The following is a 19,222-nucleotide window of genomic DNA, read 5'->3' on the forward strand; positions in this document are numbered from 1 at the left end:
TCAGCGCGCGCGCCGCAGCTTCTCGCGCAGCAGTTCGGCGCCGCTCACCAGGGTGATGCCGGTCAGCACCAGCAGCGCGCCCAGCACGAAACCGGCGTCCAGCGGTTCGTCCAGGATGAGCACGCCGAAGCTCACGCCGAACAGCGGCGTCATGAACGACAGGACGGACAAGCGCGAAGCCAGGTAGCGGCGCAGCAGCCAGAACCAGGCCAGATAGCTGGACAGGGCCACCACCACGGACTGGAAGGCGACGCTGAGCACTGCCGCCTGCGTATAGCGAAAGCCGGCGTTGCCGGTGGCCGCGGCGTAGGCCAGCAGGGTAATGGCCGCGACCGCCATCTGATAGAACAGCGTCTTGGCAGGCGCGGCTTCGGACAGCGAGGTCTTGCGGATCGCCACGGTGGTGGCGCCCCAGAACAGGCCGGCCAGGAGGCCCATCGCATCGCCCAGCAGCATGTTGGGCGCGCCGGCCGATCCCGCCGGCTGGCCCTTGCCGAGGAAGGCCACGGCGATGCCGCAGAACGCCACGGCCACGCCCACCCACTGCAGCGGCTTCAGGCGTTCTTCGGGCAGCAGCCAGTGCAGTCCCAGCGCGGTGAAGATGGGCGCGGTGTACAGGAACACCGACATGTGCGAGGCCGTGGTGTAGACCAGGCCCTGCGCCACGAACAGAAATTCCCCGGCGAACAGCAGGCCCACGATGAGACCGGGCAGCGCCGTGCCGTCCATGACGGCACGCAGGCCTTCGCGCCGCCACACGGCCACGGCCAGCACCAGCGCCGCGAACGCCGAGCGCAGTCCGATCTGCATGATGGGCGAAACATCCGCGGCCACCAGCTTGATGGCGATCTGCTGGAAGCCCCAGCAGACGCATAAGAGCAGCATGGCGCCGGTCGCCAGCCCGTCCAGCGGCTGGCGCAAGGGCTTGGCGGCGCTCACGGCAGTTCGGCGGGGTAGCTGTCCAGGGCCAGGCCGATCTGCTGGCGCAGATCCCATTCCGCCAGCGTCGATTGCACCGGGCCGAAGAAGGCGCCGTCGCGCGTCACGAACATGGCGGGCAGGTGGAAGACTTCGTAGCGCTCGACCAGGCCGCGGTTGTCGCCGGCGTCGACCCAGCACACGCGTTCCACGGGCAGCTCCAGCTGCGGCAGTTGTTCACGGGCGACGCGGCAGGTGCCACAGGTGCGGCTGTGGAAGACCAGCAGGGACAGCCCGGGCGCGTCCAGCAGGTAGCGGTCGGCGGTGCTGTCGTTGAGTTCTATCTGTTCCATGGGGCGGGCAAGGCGGGAGAGGGCGCCGGTCGCGGCGCGAGGCGCCCATTATGGCAGCGCCCCGCCCGCGGGCGGGAGATACCCGCGGGCCTGGCAGGGCCGTCCCGGCCTCAGGCGGCGCGCAGCTTGCGGTCCAGTTCCAGCACCGACTGGTACAGCACGCGGGTGCCATCCAGCAGCTGCGCGGGCTCGATCCACTCTTCCGGACAGTGGCTGCGGCCGTTCAGGCAGGGGATGAAGATCATGCCGATGGGGCCGGTGGGCGCCATGTAGACCGCGTCGTGGCCCGCGCCGCTGGGCAGGCGCATGGAGGCGTAGCCGAGCTGGTCGGCGGCGGCCTGCACCGCGTCCATCACCAACGGCGTGCAGTCCGTCGGCCGCGCGCGGCTTAGCTGCGTGAAGCTTGCGGACAGGCGCAGCGCGGTCAGGTCGGTGGCCACGCCGGCCATCAGCGTTTCCGGGAAGGCGTCCAGCACGGCATTGCTGTCGCTGCGCATTTCCAGCGTCAGCTCGACCCGGCCTGGCACCGCGTTGGCGGCGTTCGGCGTCATGGACAACCGGCCCACGGTGGCGACCACGTAATGCGGATTGCCGCTGGCGGCGCTGGCCTGACGGTGGGCGGCATCGATGATGCGGGCCGCGCCCACCAGGGCGTCGCGGCGGATGTCCATGGGCGTGGTGCCGGCATGATCCGGCTGGCCTTCCACCGTGATCAGCACGCGGCGGATGCCGACGATGTTGGTGACCACGCCGATAGGTAGGCCGCGGCTTTCCAGCACCGGGCCTTGTTCGATATGCAGTTCGACGAACGCCGCGGTGCCGTCAGGGCCGCGCAGCGGCGCGCCCAGCGCCGAGGGGTCGCCGCCGATGCGGGCGATGCCGGCCGCGAGCGTCTCGCCTTCGGGATTGCGGGCCGCCAGCATGTCGGGCGTCAGCTGGCCACAGAGCGCGCGGCTGCCGACGCAGGAAATGCCATAGTCGCTGGGCTCCTCGGACAGGAAGTCGATGACCTCGAAGGGATGTTCCAGCTGCACGCCTTGCTCGCGCAAGGTGTGGGCCACTTCGATGCCGGCCAGCACGCCGATGATGCCGTCGAAACGGCCCCCGGCCATCACGGTGTCGCAATGCGAGCCGGTGGCGATGGGCTTGCGCGCGGGATCGCGCCCGGCCAGCGTGCCTATCAGGTTGCCGCCGGCGTCCAGGCGCGTCGCCAGGCCCGCGGCCTCGAATTCGCTGCGCAGCCAGACGCGCGCTTCGTCGAACAACGGCGAGAACGCGCGGCGCGTCCAGGGGACGTCGGGCAGGGTGAAACGGGAAAGGGTTTCGACGCGGGCCCAGAGGCGCTCGGCGTTCAGGGGAGGAAAAGCGTGTGGCATGAGACTTCCTGAAAATACGCCAGGAATTATGGCATGCGTGCCTGCAAGGTCTGGCTGCGTGGCGCATCCAGGAACAGCGCCACCACCGCAGCGCAGGCCAGGGTGATAGCGATCAGCGCGTGCAGCAGTTGGCGGAAGGCGTCGTCATAAGCCTGGCGCAACAGGGCCGGGGCCGCGCCGGGCTGATGGACCAGGGCTTGCGCCATGTCGCCGGCTGCGAGGTATTGCGCGGCGGCGCCTGGATCCGCGCCGAGCCGGTGGGCGATCAAGAAGGTCAGCAAGGCGTTGACGCTGGCCAGCGCGATGCCTTCACCGGCTACGCGGGTGGTGCTGAAGATGCCGGCGGCCATGCCGGCGCGCTCGGGCGGCGCGACGCTCATGGACAGGCCGTCCATCAGGCCCCAGGGCAGGCCGGTGCCTGCGCCGATCAGCAGCATGGGCCAGAGCGCGGCCTGGGGCGCGTGTTCCACCCCGATGCGGCTGAGCCAGTACAGGCCCAGGGCTGCGGCCAGCAGGCCCAGCGCGCAACTGCGGCCCGCGCTCATCCAGCGCATGGTCCAGACGGCGACCGCCGGCATGAAGAGCAGCGGCGCGGACAGGGCCGCCATCGCCAATCCTGCGCTGGCTTCGCTGCGCCCCTCGATGCCGATGAAGCGGATCGGCAGCAACACCAGCAGCACCACATAGCAATAGCAGGTGGCTACGGGCAGCATCTGCACGCCGACAAAGCGCGGATAGCGCAGCAGCGTCAGGTCCAGCATCGGCCGGCGCACGCGACGCTCGATCGCGACGAAGGCCAGCAGGCACAGCGCCGCAGCGGCCAGCAGCCTCCAGGCAAGCGCGGACGCGCCGCGCGCGGCAGGCATTTCCAGGATGCCCCAGGTCAAGAGCGCCAGCGCGCAGGTGAAGGCCAGGCTGCCCGCCCAGTCCAGCGGACCCGCTTGCGGGTCCCGCGATTCCTGCATCCGGGGCAGGGCGACGGCCAGCGCCAGCGCCCCGACGGCGGCGCTCGACAAGAAGACCGAGCGCCAGCCCAGGCTGTCGATCAGCAGGCCGGCCAGCATCGGCCCCAGCGCCAGGCCCGCGCCGAAACTGGCGCCGAGCAGGCCGAAGGCGCGGGTGCGCGCCGGACCAGGGCAGGCGTGCGCCAGGGACGCCGAACCGCCGGCCAGGGCTGCGGCGGCGCCCGCGCCTTGCAGCGCGCGCAGGCCGTCCAGCCAGGCCACAGTGGGTGCGAACGCCAGCGCAACCGATACCAGCGCGAACAAGGCCACGCCAGCCACGAACAAACGCTTGCGGCCATAGGCGTCGGCCAGCGTGCCTGCCGCCATCAGCAGGCTGCCGAAGCTCAGCATGAAGGCGTTAGTGATCCAGCCGAGCGCCTGGGCGTGGCCGCCCAGATCGCGGCCGATGGCGGGGGTGGCGATGGCGCCGCCGGAAAAGCTCAAGGGCAGGATCAGGGCGGCCGTGCAGACGGCAAGCATGGTCCAGCCAGGGGAAACGGGAACTGAGGTAGAGGAAGGCATCGACGAATCAGGTTGGAATAGCCGGGATAGGCGTCGATGAAGGATAAAATCGCGTCAATAAAACAAAAATGCCGCGTATTTCCTATCTAAGCGGATAAATATTCCTTAATGGAGCGGAAATGGACAGCCTGAGCGGAATACATGCCTTCGTCCACGCCGCGCAGCGCGGCAGCTACGTCGCGGCCGCCGAGCATCTGGGCCTGTCGGCCTCGGCGGTGGGCAAGAGCGTGGCGCGGCTGGAGGACAGGCTGGGCGTGCGCCTGCTCAACCGCAGTACGCGGCGCATCAGCCTGACCGAAGCGGGCGCGCTCTATCTGGAGCGCTGCTTGCGCATCGTGCACGAGCTGGATGAGGCCGAAGCCGAGGTGACGCAGGGGCGCGAAGCGCCGCGCGGGCGCTTGCGGGTCAGCGTGCCGGCCATCGGCTACCGCTTGTTGCTGCCGCTGCTGCCTGAATTCACCCGCCTTTATCCGGAGATCGAACTCGACCTGGACTTCAACGACCGCATCGTCGACGTGATCGGCGAGGGGCTGGACGCAGTGATACGCAGCGGGGAATTCGCTGACTCGCGCCTCAGGGCGCGGCCGCTGGGGCCGTATCGATTCGTGGTGGCGGGCGCGCCCGCCTATCTGGCCGCGCATGGCGCGCCGCGCACGCCGGACGACCTGGATGGCCACGCGAGGCTGGCCTATCGCTATCCGGGCTCGGGCCAGGCGCAGCACTGGCAGTTCCGCGACGGGCCACTCGCGCCGCAGCCCGCGGCGTTGACCTTCAATAGCGTCGAGGCGCTGATCGGCGCGGCGCAGGCCGGGCTGGGTCTGGCCTACCTGCCGGACTTCGCGCTGCGGGCGGCTTTGGACGAAGGCAGGCTCATCACTGTGTTGGACGAGCACCTCGACGCTGGCGGCCGCTTTTCCGTGTTGTGGCCCGACAGCAGGCACCCGCTGCCCAAGCTGCGCGCCTTCGTCGATTTCCTGGCCGAGCGGCTGGGCGCCTAGCGCCTGAGGCGCCAGGAAGGTTCGCGCTTTTCCAGGAACGCGCCGACGCCTTCGCGCGCTTCGTCCGTGCTGCGCACGGCCGCGATGCGTTCCACCGTGTCGGCGATGAGGGCCGCGTCGATCTCCCGGCCGGCGAAATCGCGCACCAGCCGCTTGCTGGCCTGCACCGCGCCGGGGCCGTTGTCGCACAGGGCAAGGCACAGCGCCTCGGCGCGTTGCGCCAGGTCGGCCAGGGGGGCGACATCGTGCACCAGGCCCAGCCGGAACGCGGTCGCGGCGTCGAAGCGCTCGGCGGTCAGGAAGTAGCGGTTGGCCGCGCGCTCGCCCATGGCGCGCAGCACATAGGGGCTGATGGTGGCGGGCAGCAGCCCCAGCCGTGTTTCCGAAAGGCAGAAGTGCGCGCTGTCCGCGGCGATGGCGATGTCGCAGGCCGACACCAGGCCCATGCCGCCGGCATAGGCGTCGCCGTTGACGCAGGCCACCACCGGCTTGGGGCAGGACCAGATCGCGTGCAGCATGCGGGCCAGCTTGGCCGCGTCGGCGCGGTTTTCGGCGTCGGTCAGCGTGGCCATCTTGCGCATCCAGTTCAGGTCGCCGCCGGCGCAGAAGGCCTTGCCCGCGCCCGTCAGCAGCAGCACGCGCACGGCGGGGTCGTTCACCGCGGCCTGCACTGCGCCGGTCAGGGCGGCGATCAGCGTGTCGTCGAACGCGTTGCGCATGTCGGGGCGGTTCAGCGTCAGGCGGGCGATGGGTCCGTCGTGGGCGATGTCCAGCGGGGCGGGCGTGGTCATTCCGGGTCTCCAGTTTTCTTGATTCAGGCTCAACAAAGCGGCGGGACTAGCGGTCGATTCTAGGTTGAAATTTCTGTTCCGGCCATCGAATCGGAACAAATATTGAGTTATCCTCAAAAAAAATAATGGAGCGAGACATGAGCCAGAAAGCAGGCGGCGTGGCCGCCGGCCAACGCTACGCGTCGGTATTCCGGCCGGGGCTGTATCAGGGCAAGACCATCGTCGTGACCGGGGGCGGCAGCGGGCTGGGCCGCTGCACCGCGCACGAGCTGGCGTCGCTGGGCGCGGGCCTGGCGCTGGTAGGGCGCAAGCTCGACAAGCTGCAGGCGGCGCAGGACGAAATCTGCCGGATCTACCCCGAGGCCAGCGGCCGCATTAGCCTGCACGCCTGCGACATCCGCGACGAGGCCGGCGTGCGCGGCGCGGTTGCCGATGCGCTGGCGCGGCACGGCGCCATCGACGGCCTGTTCAATTGCGCGGGCGGCCAGTTCCCGGCGCCGCTGGACCGCATCACCTACAACGGCTGGAACGCGGTGGTGCAGAACAATCTGCACGGCACCTTCCTGATGTCGCGCGAGGTCTACACCCAGCACATGCGCCAGCACGGCGGGGCCATCGTCAACATGCTGGCCGACATCTGGGGCGGCATGCCGGGCATGGGGCATTCGGGCGCGGCGCGCGCGGGCGTCTGGAACCTGACCGAAACCGCGGCCTGCGAATGGGCCCATGCAGGCGTGCGCGTCAACGCGGTGGCGCCGGGCTGGATCGCTTCCAGCGGCATGGACAGCTACGACGAGGACTACCGCGCCGTGCTGCGCGAATTGCGCACCAAGGTGCCGCTGCAGCGCTTCGGCACCGAGGCCGAGCTGGCGGCGGCGGTCGTGTTCCTGCTGTCGCCGGCCGCGGCCTTCATCAACGGCAGCGTCATCCGGGTGGATGGCGGCGTGCCCAATGCCCGCCATTCCTGGACGCTGGCGCCCGCCGAGCGGGGCGAAGCCTACAACGGCTTTCCTCAGTACGAGCCGCCGTCCTTGTTTTCCGACGATTGAAGCCGATGCAGGGCGTCCCGCACTTCGCCGCGGAATTGCGCCAGCGCCAGGGCGTCCTGCGCGGGCGGCTGCAGCGCCTGCCACAGGAAGCCGACCAACTGGTCGGCGGTGGCGGCCACGTTCACCCGTGCGCCGCGCAGGATGGCGTCCCACAGCACATGCTCCATCGGCCCGTAGACGGCCGAGCGCAAGAGCCGCAGCGGCATGTCGCGGCGGATGTCGCCGTCGGCCTGGCCCTGGGCCAGGATGCCCATCAGCGGCGCGGTGTAGCGGCGCTGCAGGCCCGCGTAGACCTCGCCGAAATCGTCGTTGCGCGCGCGCCCTTCGGACAGGATGAAGGCGCACAGCCCGGTGCCTTCGGCCAGCAGGTGGCGCAGGTGCGCATGCACCAGGAAATGCAGCCGGGCCCGCGCGCCGTGCACGTGGGGCAGGCTGTCCTCGACCTTGGCGATGATCTCGTCGTACCAGTCGCTGATCACCCGCACGCACAGTTCGCGCTTGCCGCCGAAATAAGTGAACACCGTGGCTTCGGACACGCCCAGGCGCTGCGCGATCTCGGTGGTGGTGGCCGCCTGGAAGCCGGCTTCGGAGAAGACCTGGCGGGCGACGCGCAGGATGTCGCGGATGCGCTGTTCGGATTTGGCGCTGGCCGGCGGTCGGCGCATCGGGACGGTGGCGGCTTTTTCCATGCGGGGGGAGTGGGCTGCGGGGGGACGGGGGCTTATTATTGAGCCAGGGTCAAGTTTGAGGCAAGACGTTACATCGCTGGCGCCGGGCGCCGGCGCGTTCGACAACAACATCAGAGACAAACCATGCTGTCCAGAGCCGATTCCTACGCGCAGCTCGCGTCCCAATTCCAATGGCAGGTGCCTGCGGCCTACAACATCGGCGTCGATGCCTGCGACAAATGGGCCGATGGCAGCGGCCGGCTGGCGCTGATCTACGAGCAGAGCGACGGCGCGCAATCGCGCTACACCTTTGATCAGATCAAGACGCTGTCCAACCGCCTGGCGCACAGCCTGGAGCGCCACGGCGTCAAGCGCGGCGACCGCGTTGCCGTCTACCTGCCGCAGGCGCCCGAAACGGCGGTAACCCATATCGCGGTCTACAAGATGGGCGCGGTGGCTGTGCCCTTGTTCACGCTGTTCGGCGTGGACGCGATCCAGTACCGCCTGGCCAACAGCGGCGCGGCCGCGCTGGTGACCGACGCCGAAGGCTGCCGCAAGCTGCGCGAGATTCGCGCCGGCCTGCCCGACCTGAAGGTGGTCTATTGCATCGACCAGGACTGCCCGGACGACGCCGTGCCTTTTCACGCTGCGCTGGCCGCGGAATCCGAGGATTACACGCCGGTGGCGACGGCGGCCGACGACCCGGCCGTCATCATCTATACGTCGGGCACCACCGGCAAGCCCAAGGGCGCGCTGCACGCGCACCGGGTGCTGCTGGGCCATCTGCCGGGCGTGGAGATGTCGCACGAATTCTTCCCGGAGAATGCCGCGTTGATGTGGACGCCGGCCGACTGGGCCTGGATCGGCGGCCTGCTGGACGTGCTGCTGCCGTCCTGGCACCACGGCGTGCCGGTGCTGGCGCGCCGCTTCGAGAAGTTCGACGGCGCCAGCGCCTTCGAGCTGATGGCGCGCCATGGCGTGACCCACACCTTCCTGCCACCCACCGCGCTGAAGATGATGCGCGGCGCCGAGCTGCCGGCCGGCGCCGGCGCGCTGGCGCTGCGCTCGGTCGCCAGCGGCGGCGAGTCGCTGGGGGCGGAACTCATAGACTGGGGCCGGCGCGTGCTGGGCGTGACCATCAACGAGTTCTACGGCCAGACCGAATGCAACATGCTGGTGTCGTCCTGCTCGTCCCTGTTCGACCCCTGCATCGGCGCCATCGGCCGCGCTGCGCCGGGCCACCGCGTCGCTATTGTGGATGAGCGGGGCGTCGAAGTGGCCGATGGACAGGAGGGCAACATCGGCGTATTGCGCCCGGATCCCGTCATGTTCCTGGGCTATTGGAACAACCCCGAGGCCACCGCCGAAAAGTTCGCGGGCGACTACCTGCTGACCGGCGACCAGGGCGTGCGCGACGCGCAGGGCTTCATCCGCTTCGTCGGCCGTAATGACGACGTCATCACCAGCGCCGGCTACCGCATCGGCCCCGGCCCCATCGAGGACTGCCTGATCGGCCACCCCGCCGTGCGCATGGCCGCGGTGGTGGGCGTGCCGGACGCCCAGCGCACCGAGATCGTGATGGCCTATGTGGTGCTGAACGAAGGTTATGCAGGGGATGACGCGTTGGTGAAGGAACTGCAGGCCCACGTGCGCAAGCGCCTGGCGGCCCACGAGTATCCGCGCGCGATCCGTTTTGTAACCAGTTTGCCGACCACCGCCACCGGCAAGATCATCCGCCGCGAGCTGCGCGACGGCAGCTACGCCTGACCGGTCTCAACCGGTGACAATGTCGTCCAAGAGGATGGGTTGACGGGCAGCCAGCCGCTGCAAGTATGATGGCGCAAATTGATACGGCCCCATGCCAATTGGGGCCGTATCACCATTAGCCTTACTAGTATGGAGATAAACCCCGATGAATAAGCCTTTGGATGGGGGATTGGCAGCCTTGAACGTGCCTGCCTATGTGAAGCACCGCGGCCTGATCGACTGGGTCGCCAGCTTTGTGGCGCTGGCCAAGCCGGACCAGGTCGTGTGGTGTGACGGTTCCCAGGAAGAATATGACCGGCTGTGCGAACAGATGGTCCAGGCGGGCACCATGCGCAGGCTGAACCCCGCCAAGCGGCCTAATTCCTTCCTGGCGTGCTCGGATCCCTCCGACGTCGCCCGCGTGGAGGACCGCACCTTCATTTGTTCCGACCGCGCCGAGGATGCCGGCCCGACCAACAACTGGGCCGAACCCGCCGCCATGCGCGAGACGCTCAACGGCCTGTTCGACGGCGCCATGCGCGGCCGCACGCTGTATGTCGTGCCGTTCTCGATGGGCCCGCTGGGTTCGGACATCGCGCACATCGGCGTGGAACTGTCCGACAGCCCTTACGTAGCCGTGAACATGCGCATTATGACGCGCATGGGCAAGCAGGTCTATGACGTGCTGGGCGCCGACGGCGACTTCGTGCCCTGTGTGCATTCGGTGGGCAAGCCGCTGGCCGCAGGCGAGGCCGACGTGGCCTGGCCGTGCAACCCGACCAAGTACATCGTCCACTTCCCCAAGACCCGCGAAATCTGGAGCTTCGGCTCGGGCTACGGCGGCAACGCGCTGCTGGGCAAGAAGTGCTTCGCGCTGCGCATCGCGTCCACCATGGGCCGCGACCAGGGCTGGCTGGCCGAACACATGCTGATCCTGGGCGTGACCTCGCCCAAGGGCCGCAAGTACCACGTGGCGGCCGCCTTCCCGTCGGCCTGCGGCAAGACCAACTTCGCCATGCTGATCCCGCCCCAAGGCATGGACGGCTGGAAGGTCACCACCATCGGCGACGACATCGCCTGGATCAAACCCGGCAAGGACGGTCGCCTGCACGCCATCAACCCGGAAGCCGGCTACTTCGGCGTGGCCCCGGGCACCAGCGAGCAGACCAACTTCAACGCCATGGCCACGCTCAAGGCCAACGTCATCTTCACCAACGTGGCGCTCACCGATGACGGCGACGTCTGGTGGGAAGGCATGACGGACGAGCCGCCGGCGCACCTGATCGACTGGCAGGGCCAGGACTGGACGCCCGCCATTGCGCGCGAAACCGGCCGCAAGGCGGCGCACCCGAACGCGCGCTTCACCGCGCCGGCTGCGCAATGCCCGTCCATCGACCCCGAATGGGAGAACCCCGAAGGCGTGGTCATCGACGCCTTCATCTTCGGTGGCCGCCGCTCCACCACCGTGCCGCTGGTCACCGAAGCCCGCAACTGGGTCGAAGGCGTCTACATGGCCGCCACCATGGGCTCGGAAACCACCGCCGCCGCTGCCGGCCAGCAGGGCGTGGTGCGCCGCGATCCCTTCGCCATGCTGCCGTTCTGCGGCTACAACATGAGCGACTACTTCAGCCACTGGCTGAAGCTGGGCAAACAGCTGGAAGCCGCCGGCGCCACCTTGCCGCGCATCTACTGCGTCAATTGGTTCCGCAAGGGTCCGGACGGCAAGTTCGTCTGGCCGGGGTTCGGCGACAACATGCGCGTGCTGCGCTGGATGCTGGGCCGCATCGACGGCCAGTCCAAGGGCGTGGACCAGGTGTTCGGCATTTCGCCGAGCTACCAGGACATCGACTGGACGGGCCTGGAGTTCAGCCCGGACAAGTTCGAGCAGGTCATGTCGGTGGACGCCGCCGCCTGGCGCGACGAACTGGCATTGCACCAGGAGCTCTTCGCCCAGCTCAAGCAGGGCCTGCCCGAAGACCTGCCGGCCACCAAGGCCAGCATCGAAGGCCGCCTGGCGGCCTGAGGCAGGGCGTCGTGAGGGTGTCTGGCGCTGGCGCTCGTCAGGCGTCTGACACCCCATGGGAAGCTTGCGCAGGTTGAGACGGATCCGCCCGGTTGCCAGACGGCCGGACGGAGCCGGCTTCCGGCACGGCCGCGTGCTGTTTTTTGCGGCACAATCACCCCATGAAACTCGACGCTGAAGACCTCGCCAAGATCAGTTCGCTGACCGTCGCGCACTACCAAGAGAACGCGGACTCGTTCGAGGCCGGCACGCGCGACCACGACGTCAGCCAGAACATCGCGGCGCTCCTGCGCCACATCGAAGGCGAACCTCCCTACGACATCCTGGATTTCGGCTGCGGGCCGGGCCGCGACCTGAAAACGTTCGCGGCCCTGGGCCATCGCGCGGTCGGCCTGGACGGCACGCCGCGCTTCGTCGAGATGGCGCGGCAGGCTACTGGCTGCGAGGTCTGGCAGCAGGACTTTCTGCGCCTGGCCCTGCCGCCGGCGCGCTTCGACGGCATCTTTGCCAACGCCGCCTTGTTCCACGTGCCTGGCCAGGAGCTGCCGCAAGTGCTGCGCGCCTTGCATGGCGCGCTCAAGCCGCGCGGCGTGCTGTTCAGCTCCAACCCGCGCGGCGGCAATCAGGAAGGCTGGAACCGCGGGCGCTATGGCGCCTACCATGACCTGGAAGGCTGGAGCGCGCTGCTGACGGCGGCCGGCTTCGAGGAACTTGAACATTACTACCGGCCGCAGGGCCTGCCGCGCGAGCAGCAGCCCTGGCTGGCCAGCGTCTGGCGGCGCACGGCGTAGTTCAGGCGGCCTGGATGGTCCAGGGCGCGTCCGGCAGATCGATCACTTCGCAATCCACCGTGGGGCCTGCGCGTTCCAGCACGGCGAATTCGCCGTCCGCCAGCGCCATCAAGGGGTGGTGCCAGACATCCCGGCGCAGCGTGATGCCCACGCCCGCGCCCGCCATGAAGGCGCGCAGCGTGGCCAGGTCCGGCGCCTCTGCGCCCAGCGCAACCAACACCACATAAGGCGTGCCCGCCAGCGGCAGGAAGGTCTGGCTGCCCAGCCTGTGGCGTTCCAGGATGCGGGCGGCAAAGGGCAGGGCGATCGCCTGCGCGCGGAATACCGACAGCGATGGCCGGCCGCCCGCGTCCAGCAGATCGGGCTCGCCCATTTCCACGCGCAGCGAGGTACCCGCATTGATCGAGCGGCCGGCGCGGCCGGCGCTGCTGACGACCTCGCCATAGGGTGCGAACGCCGCAGCGGCCAGAGGCTGCGCTATCAGGGTGTGGGCAGCCATCAGAAATTGATCCCCAGCCATTCGCGCACCTGTTCATGCAGGTCGCCGGCAAAATCCTCGGGCGAGCCGGAGGCGGTGATTTCGCCCAGGCTCAGCACGTAGATGTGGTTGGACATGGCCACCACGCGCCGCACGTTGTGGTCCACCAGCAGGATGCCCATGCCGGCGTCGGCGAAGGCGCGGATCCATTGGAAGACTTCGGCCGCCACGCGCGGCGCCAGCCCGATGCTGGGTTCGTCGATCAGGCAGACCTGCGGCTGCACCATATAGGCCTTGGCGAATTCCAGCGACTTCTGCTGGCCGCCGGACAGGTTGCCGGCCTGGTCCTTGAGCTTTTCCTTCAGCACCGGAAAGCGCTCCAGCGTTTCAGTAAAGCGCGGTTCCAGCACGTCGCCGTAGCGCTTGCGCCGGCCCTCCAGCGGCAGGCGCAGGTTCTCCTCCACCGTCAGGTAGGGGAACAGGCTGGATTCCTGCGGGATGTACCAGAGCCCGTCGTCGATCATGCGGTGCGGCGGCTGGCCCGAGATATCGCGTCCGGCGCGCGTGACGCGGCCGGACTTGGGTCGCAGGAAGCCGCAGATGGCTTTCATCAGCGTGGACTTGCCCGCGCCGTTCAGGCCGATCAGGCCGCTGATGCGGCCGGCCTGCACCGTGAGCGAGACGTTGCGCAGCACGTCGATGTCGCCCATGTAGCCCGCGGTCACGCCTTCCATGGCGAGCAGCGTGTCAGGCATGGTCCTGCTCCTCTTGTCCCGGTTCGCCCAGATAGGCTTCGATCACCGCGGGTTCGCGCAGCACCTGCTGCGTGGGGCCGTCGGCCAGCACGCGGCCGGCGTTCATGCACACCGAGCGCGCACACAGGTCCACCACCACCGGCATGTCGTGGCTGACCAGGATGAAGGTCTGGCCGCTCTGGTTGCGGCGGCGGATGAATTCCGACATGGTTTCCTTCATGACCGGGTGCACCGCGGCGAAGGGTTCGTCCAGCAGCGCGATGCGCGGCGGCGCCATAAAGCAGGCGCCGAACTCCAGCAGCTTTTTCTGCCCGCCCGACAGCTGCCCCGCGTCCAGGTGCATGACGTGGGTCAGCTTGAGCTCGTCCAGCAGTTCCAGCGCGCGGCGGCTGGCGGCCGCCTCGTCCAGGCCCATGGCCAGCCCGCATACGATCAGGTTGTCGTAGGCGCTTACCCGGTTGAAGACGCGGGTCATCTGGAACATGCGCAGCACGCCCAGCCGCGTCAGTCGCGTGGGGTTCAGCCCCATCACGCTGCGGCCGTCCAGCAGCACCTGGCCCGCGTCCGCCGCCAGGTGGCCGGACAGCACGTTGAGCAGGGTGGTCTTGCCGGAGCCGTTGGGGCCGATCAGCCCCAGCAGTTCGCCGTCGGCGACGTCCATGCCCGCGCCGTTCACGGCAAGCAGGCCGCCGAAACGCTTTTGTATTCCGGATATCTGCAGCAGTGGCATCAGGCCCCCCTGGCGCTGGCGCGGGCGTCGCCGGAGCGGCGCAGGATAGCGCGGCGCGCCAGGCCCCACAGCCCTTCACGGAAGAAGCGCGCGAAAATGATGACCAGCAGCGCGAACACGATCATCTGGATGTTGCCCGCGTCGCGCAGCAATTCCGACGCGACGTAGACCAGCACCGCGCCCAGGAGCGGCCCGACCAGCGTGCCCATTCCGCCGATCACCACCATGGCGATCACCATGCCGGTCTGCGTCACGATGCCGAGTTCCGGGCTGACCAGCTGCGCGAAGGTGCCGTACAGGCCGCCGGCAAAGCCGCAGATGGCGCAGCTGACCAGAAAGGCCAGCGTCTTGTAGCGCACCACGTCGATGCCGCGGCTGGCCGCGCCGATCTCGTCGTCGCGGATGGCCTGCAGGAAACGTCCCGGGCGCGCCCGCAGCAGCAGGAAGATCAGCAGCGTCACCGCCGCCAGCGCGGCCAGGAACAGGTAATAGTTGCCCACGCGGCTTTCCAGCAGCGCCGGCACGTGCAGCCCCTGGTCGCCCCGCGTGAAGTCAATGGAGTTGTAGATCACCAGGCGTACGATCTCGGCGAAGGACAGCGTGGTCAGCGCCAGGTAGGGGCCCGACAGCCGCAGCACGATGCGGCCCAGCACCAGGCCGATCAGCCCCGGCACCACCGCGGACAGCGGCAGGCCCAGCCACAGCGGCACCTTCCAGTGATAGGCCAGGAGACCGGTGGTGTAGCCGCCCAGCATGGCGAAGGCGGCCGGCGCCAGCGAGAACTGGCCGGCGTAGCCCGCCAGCAGGTTCCAGCCGCAAGCCAGCATGGCGAAGTACATGCTGACGATCAGCACGCCCAGCCAGTACGGCGAGGACACGCCCAGCGGCAGCAGCGCCAGCACGGCCAGGAACGCCAGCGACAGCCGCATTTCCTGGGTCAGCTTGTTGCGCAGCAGATTGGGATGGGCCAGCGGATCCATGTTCAGACCTCCCGCGCGCGTTCGCCGAACAGGCCCTTGGGCCGGAACAGCAGGATCAGGATCAGCAAGGCCAGGCCGAAGGTGTCGCGGTAGTCATAGGACAGGTAGACCGCGCCGAAGCTCTCCAGCACGCCCAGCGCCAGCGCCGCGACGATACTGCCGGGAATCGAGCCCATGCCGCCTATCACCACGATCACATAGGACTTGATGGCCGGAAACGCGCCCACGTCCGGCGCCGGATTGATGACCGGCGCCAGCAGCGCCCCGGCCAGCGCCGCCAGCACGCCGGAGGCCATGAAGATGATGCTGCTGGCGCGCGCGGTGTCGATGCCGGCAATAGAGGCGCCCAGCCGGTTCTGCGCTACCGCCTGCACCTGCCGGCCCCACAGCGAACGCTTGATGAAGAGCGCCAGCCCGATCAGCAGCACGATGGACAGGCCGGCAGTGATCAGCTTCTGCCCGCTCATCATGAAAGGACCGACCGCCATGCGCGTCACGTCCGACAGCGCCGGGCCGCGCATGGGGTAGGGGCCCACGACCTTGTCCACCAGGTTGATCAGCAGCAGCGACAGCCCGAAGGTGACCACCACCGCGTACTCGTCCTTCATCAGCCCCCAGGAGCCGTAGCCCGCGTATAGCGGACGCATCAGCCAGCGTTCCGTGGCCCAGCCCAGCAGCGCGCCGGCGGCGGCGGCCACGGGCAGCGCCAGCCACGGCGGCACGCCCAGGGCCAGCGAGACCAGGGTGTAGGTGTAGGCGCCTATCATGTAGAACTCGCCATGGGCGAAGTTCACGACCTTCAGGATGCCGAAGATCATGGTCAGGCCGACCGCCATCAGCGCGTAGTACAGGCCGATAATCAGGCCGTTGACGAACAGGTCCAATGCCAGCACTCGATTCTCCCTGGCGCCGGGGCGGGGCCCGGCGTGTTGCGGTCATGCTGTGGAGGCGATCCGGTACTTTTGCCGAGGGCGGCGCCCCCGCTTTGGGGGCGCATTCTCTTTATTTGGCTGGCTTGACCAGCTTTTCCACCTGCAGCGGCTGGCCGGTGGCCTGGATCAGCGTGGTCTTGCTCAGCGGCTGGTCGACTTCGGTCAACTGGTAGGTGACGTAGGGGATGTCGACCCACTGCTGGTAGGTGTAGCCCGGCTGCTGCGAGAAGCTGAACTTGCCGCGCACGCCTTCGAACTGCATGCCCTGCAGCGCCTTGATGATGGCGGCGCTGTCGGTGGACTTGGCCTCTTCGATCGCGCGGGCGATCAGGAGCACCGAGTCCGCGGCCTGGAAGATGAGGCGGTTGGGTTCGGTCTTGGCCTGCTTCTGGTAGGTGGCGGCCACGTCCATGCCTATCTGCGGCATGGGCATCTGCGGGTGGTACAGGCCGAAGGCCAGCATGTACTTGCCGGCTTCCTTTACGTTCTTCCAGAAGTCCGGATAGTCGGCGATGCCGGCGCCGTCGTAGAACCAGGTCTTGGCGCTGGGCGCCACGCCTTGTTCGTACAACTGGTTCATCAGGATGTAGGCGGCCGGCGGCAGCATGATGTTGACCACCAAGTCCGGCGGGCTTGCGCGCAACGGCAGCACGGCCGGCGTGAAGTCCTTGCCGGCGCGGTCCAGCGCCACGTACTTGTACTGGGTCTGCGGCGCGGCCTTCTTGAGGAATTCGCCCAACAGCTTGGCCTGGCCGATGCCGTAGTCGGTGTTCTCGGCGAAGGCGACCACGCTTTTGACCTTCAGCGCCGCGATGGTGTCGGCCATGGCGCTTGAGACGCGGGTGTTGTAATTGGCCGGATTGAAGACTTCCGGATAGCCCTTGGCGCGCACGTCGTCGGACCAGCAGTTGGTGTTGACGTAGGGCACCTTGTAGCGGTGCGCGACCTCGATTTCGGCCAGGCAGACCGAGCTCTGGTGACCGCCAGTGACGGCTACCACCTTGTCGCGCGAGATCAGTTTCTCGGCCGCCGCGCGGCCCTTTTCCGGAATGCCCTGGTTGTCTTCGTAGATGATCTTCAGCGGCCGGCCCAGCACGCCGCCCTTGTCGTTGATCATCTTGGCGATGATTTCCACGCCGTCCTTCACCTGGGTGCCTTGCACCACCGACCCGGGCGGGGACTGCGCGATGCTCACGCCGATGACGACGGGATCGGCGCCATGGGCGGCGGAGGCGAGTACGACCGCGGATACGGCTGCGGCTAAGCGGAGCAGTTTCATCGTGGTTTCCTTCTGGAAAGGAGGTGCGGCGATGCCGCCGCTCGCGCAGGCGAGGCGTCGGCGGGCGGGAACTCTGCTCGTTTGTAATCCTGTAGTACCGGTCTGACCAGTTAGGGCTTACCAGCATCGGGCCGGCCTTGGCGCCGGCCCGGCAGGGGGGCGTCAGGCCGCCAGCAGGTTTTCGATGCGGGCGGCGGTGTTCAGCACGCGCCAGTCGGCGCCGCGCGCGCCCGCGATCTGCAGCCCCAGCGGCAGGCCGTTGCGGCCGCTGCCGCAGGGCAGCGTCAGCGCCGGCATGCCGGTCAGGTTGAAGGGCATGGTGAGGCCGGTGACGGCCGTGTGCAGCGGCACTTCGCGGCCTGCGATGTTGACCGCGCCCGCACCGGAGCGCGGCGGCTCGATGCGCAGCGTGGGGGTGACCAGCACGTCCACCGACTGCATCGCCTGGTCGAACATATGCGCCAGCGCGGCGCGGCCGCGCTGCGCCCGCGTGTACCAGGTGGCGGGGAAGAACTGGCCGATCTCCAGGCGCACGCGCACGTCGTCGCCCAGCGTCTCGGGCTGGTCGATCAGCCGGCGCCAGTGGATGTCGGTGGCTTCGCTGCACAGGGTGGCGAATTGCAGCGCCGCGCTGTGCTCGACGCCCGGCAGGTCCAGCGGCACCAGCGTGGCGCCGTCGGCCTGCATCCGCGCCAGCGCATGGTTGACCGCCTGCGCCACGTCCTCGGCCAGCGGGTCGTAGAAGTAATTGCGCGGCACGCCCACGCGCAGGCCGGTCAGCGCGCCGGCGCTGACGGTGCGTTCGGCCTGGCCCGACATGATGGAATAGGCCAGGGCGGCGTCGGCCACGCTGGCGGCGATGGGCCCAAGGTGGTCCAGGCTTGCGCCCAGCGCCTGCGCACCGTCGCGCGAGATGGCGTCGAAGGTGGGCTTGAAGCCGACCACGCCGCAGCAGGCGGCGGGGATGCGGATGGAGCCCGCGGTGTCGGTGCCGACGGCCAGGCGGACGATGCCGGCGGCCACCGCCGCGGCCGATCCGCCGCTGGAGCCGCCCGCGGTGTAGCCCGCCCCGCGGGGATTGCCGACCCAGCCGTAATGGGGATTTTCGCTGGTGATGCCGTAGGCCAGTTCGTGCAGGTTGGTCGTGCCCACCACCAGCGCGCCGGCTTCGCGCAGCCGCGCCACGGCCAGCGCATCGTGCAGCGCGGGCGGCGGTTTCAGGCCGCCGCTGCCGTTGGTCTGGGGAAAGCCCGCGACCTGCATCAAGTCCTTGACGGCGATCGGCACGCCCATCAGCGGCATGGCCGCGCCTTCCCGCAGCCGGCGCGCGGCGGCGGCCGCAGCGCCGTCCAGCGCCGGGGTGTCGGACAGACTGATGAAGGCATTCAGGCCGGCCTGCTGTCGGGCCGCGGCCAGCGCGGCGCGGGCGGCGTCGGCGGCGCGCGCCGGGTCCTCGCGGCATTCACGGGCAATGGCGGCGATGCCGCGCGCATGGCGCGACACCGCGACGCCGCGGCCTGCCTGCGCGGCGGGCAGCCGTTCGGCGGGCGCAGCGGGCGGCGGCGCCAGGTAGCCCAGCTCGGCTTCCGGCGCCAGCGAGTCCAGCACGGTGAGTTCGGGCAGGTTGACGCGCAGCCGGTCCAGCCAGGCTTGGCGGCGTTCGGCATAGGGGTAGTCAGCCAGTCGGGCCATGGCGTCGACGGCGCGGGCGAATCGATCGTAGAGGTCGGTCATGAGCGGCGCTATGTACGAGAAAGTGCGTGGGGCCCGCGGCCATGCCGGGGCGCATTGCAGTACGGCTTTATCCTAACCGGTCAGACCAGTTGAAT

18 protein-coding genes are annotated in these 19,222 nt (G+C 68.8%); 5 read left to right on the plus strand and 13 right to left on the minus strand.

Annotation, left to right across the window (positions count from 1 at the left end; translation table 11 throughout):
* The 4 genes from IB259_RS01210 to IB259_RS01225 form a co-directional block, all read right to left on the minus strand.
* Window positions 1–939, minus strand: coding sequence for a DMT family transporter (locus IB259_RS01210; protein WP_119452052.1), 939 nt, complete (start codon window positions 937–939; stop codon window positions 1–3).
* Complete coding sequence (locus tag IB259_RS01215) at window positions 936–1,271, minus strand: co-chaperone YbbN (protein ID WP_119452051.1); 336 nt, start codon at window positions 1,269–1,271, stop codon at window positions 936–938. The genes IB259_RS01210 and IB259_RS01215 overlap by 4 nt, the downstream gene beginning before the upstream one ends.
* Before the next feature lie 110 nt (window positions 1,272–1,381).
* Window positions 1,382–2,647, minus strand: a complete 1,266-nt coding sequence (locus tag IB259_RS01220) for a Zn-dependent hydrolase (protein WP_192327154.1) — start codon at window positions 2,645–2,647, stop codon at window positions 1,382–1,384.
* 26 nt (window positions 2,648–2,673) lie between these two features.
* Entirely contained in the window at window positions 2,674–4,131 is a 1,458-nt protein-coding gene (locus tag IB259_RS01225) for an MFS transporter (RefSeq protein ID WP_225596756.1), read from the minus strand.
* Between the two features lie 161 nt (window positions 4,132–4,292).
* Between IB259_RS01225 and IB259_RS01230 the strand changes: the two genes are divergently transcribed.
* Window positions 4,293–5,171, plus strand: coding sequence for a LysR family transcriptional regulator (locus tag IB259_RS01230; RefSeq protein ID WP_175164453.1), 879 nt, complete (start codon window positions 4,293–4,295; stop codon window positions 5,169–5,171).
* Here the strand turns inward: IB259_RS01230 and IB259_RS01235 are convergent.
* Window positions 5,168–5,962: an enoyl-CoA hydratase/isomerase family protein gene (locus tag IB259_RS01235; RefSeq protein WP_175182359.1), complete on the minus strand. Its 795-nt coding sequence runs from the start codon at window positions 5,960–5,962 to the stop codon at window positions 5,168–5,170. The two genes, IB259_RS01230 and IB259_RS01235, sit on opposite strands and share 4 nt — an antisense overlap.
* A 137-nt stretch (window positions 5,963–6,099) precedes the next feature.
* On the opposite strand from IB259_RS01235, the gene IB259_RS01240 reads away from it, so the two are divergent.
* The gene (locus IB259_RS01240) at window positions 6,100–7,011 is read left to right on the plus strand and encodes an SDR family oxidoreductase (RefSeq protein WP_192327160.1); all 912 of its coding nucleotides are present in this window, start codon (window positions 6,100–6,102) and stop codon (window positions 7,009–7,011) included.
* Here the strand turns inward: IB259_RS01240 and IB259_RS01245 are convergent.
* Window positions 6,975–7,700, minus strand: a complete 726-nt coding sequence (locus tag IB259_RS01245; RefSeq protein ID WP_119449102.1) for a TetR/AcrR family transcriptional regulator — start codon at window positions 7,698–7,700, stop codon at window positions 6,975–6,977. The two genes, IB259_RS01240 and IB259_RS01245, sit on opposite strands and share 37 nt — an antisense overlap.
* A gap of 123 nt (window positions 7,701–7,823) precedes the next feature.
* Between IB259_RS01245 and IB259_RS01250 the strand changes: the two genes are divergently transcribed.
* The 3 genes from IB259_RS01250 to IB259_RS01260 all read left to right on the plus strand — a co-directional run bounded on the left by IB259_RS01250 (window position 7,824) and on the right by IB259_RS01260 (window position 12,239).
* Window positions 7,824–9,446 carry an acyl-CoA synthetase gene (locus IB259_RS01250; protein ID WP_119451836.1) on the plus strand — a complete coding sequence of 541 codons (1,623 nt, stop codon included), beginning with the start codon at window positions 7,824–7,826 and terminating at the stop codon, window positions 9,444–9,446.
* 145 nt (window positions 9,447–9,591) lie between these two features.
* Complete coding sequence (locus IB259_RS01255) at window positions 9,592–11,448, plus strand: phosphoenolpyruvate carboxykinase (GTP) (RefSeq protein ID WP_054459137.1); 1,857 nt, start codon at window positions 9,592–9,594, stop codon at window positions 11,446–11,448.
* A gap of 161 nt (window positions 11,449–11,609) precedes the next feature.
* The gene (locus tag IB259_RS01260; protein ID WP_054459139.1) at window positions 11,610–12,239 is read left to right on the plus strand and encodes a bifunctional 2-polyprenyl-6-hydroxyphenol methylase/3-demethylubiquinol 3-O-methyltransferase UbiG; all 630 of its coding nucleotides are present in this window, start codon (window positions 11,610–11,612) and stop codon (window positions 12,237–12,239) included.
* 1 nt (window position 12,240) lies between these two features.
* On the opposite strand, the gene IB259_RS01265 is transcribed toward IB259_RS01260, so the two are convergent.
* From IB259_RS01265 to IB259_RS01295, 7 genes are all read right to left on the minus strand, one after another.
* Window positions 12,241–12,738, minus strand: coding sequence for an ureidoglycolate lyase (locus IB259_RS01265; protein WP_175214413.1), 498 nt, complete (start codon window positions 12,736–12,738; stop codon window positions 12,241–12,243).
* The gene (locus tag IB259_RS01270; protein ID WP_013393054.1) at window positions 12,738–13,472 is read right to left on the minus strand and encodes an ABC transporter ATP-binding protein; all 735 of its coding nucleotides are present in this window, start codon (window positions 13,470–13,472) and stop codon (window positions 12,738–12,740) included. The genes IB259_RS01265 and IB259_RS01270 overlap by 1 nt, the downstream gene beginning before the upstream one ends.
* Window positions 13,465–14,202 (minus strand): ABC transporter ATP-binding protein, encoded by a 738-nt coding sequence (locus tag IB259_RS01275; protein WP_054459145.1) that lies wholly within the window; start codon window positions 14,200–14,202, stop codon window positions 13,465–13,467. Before IB259_RS01275 ends, IB259_RS01270 begins: the two co-directional genes overlap by 8 nt.
* A complete protein-coding gene (locus IB259_RS01280) occupies window positions 14,202–15,182 on the minus strand; it encodes a branched-chain amino acid ABC transporter permease (RefSeq protein ID WP_054459151.1) in 981 nt (326 codons plus the stop codon). The genes IB259_RS01275 and IB259_RS01280 overlap by 1 nt, the downstream gene beginning before the upstream one ends.
* 2 nt (window positions 15,183–15,184) lie before the next feature.
* Window positions 15,185–16,075 (minus strand): branched-chain amino acid ABC transporter permease, encoded by an 891-nt coding sequence (locus IB259_RS01285; RefSeq protein WP_054459153.1) that lies wholly within the window; start codon window positions 16,073–16,075, stop codon window positions 15,185–15,187.
* A 109-nt stretch (window positions 16,076–16,184) separates the two neighbouring features.
* A complete protein-coding gene (locus IB259_RS01290; RefSeq protein ID WP_054459154.1) occupies window positions 16,185–17,393 on the minus strand; it encodes an ABC transporter substrate-binding protein in 1,209 nt (402 codons plus the stop codon).
* A 162-nt stretch (window positions 17,394–17,555) separates the two neighbouring features.
* The gene (locus IB259_RS01295) at window positions 17,556–19,127 is read right to left on the minus strand and encodes an amidase (protein WP_119451833.1); all 1,572 of its coding nucleotides are present in this window, start codon (window positions 19,125–19,127) and stop codon (window positions 17,556–17,558) included.
* Between the last annotated feature and the right edge of the window lie 95 nt (window positions 19,128–19,222).

The organism is Achromobacter sp. ACM04, assembly GCF_014851465.1.
In the GTDB taxonomy this organism is placed as follows: Bacteria; Pseudomonadota; Gammaproteobacteria; order Burkholderiales; family Burkholderiaceae_B; genus Achromobacter; species Achromobacter aegrifaciens.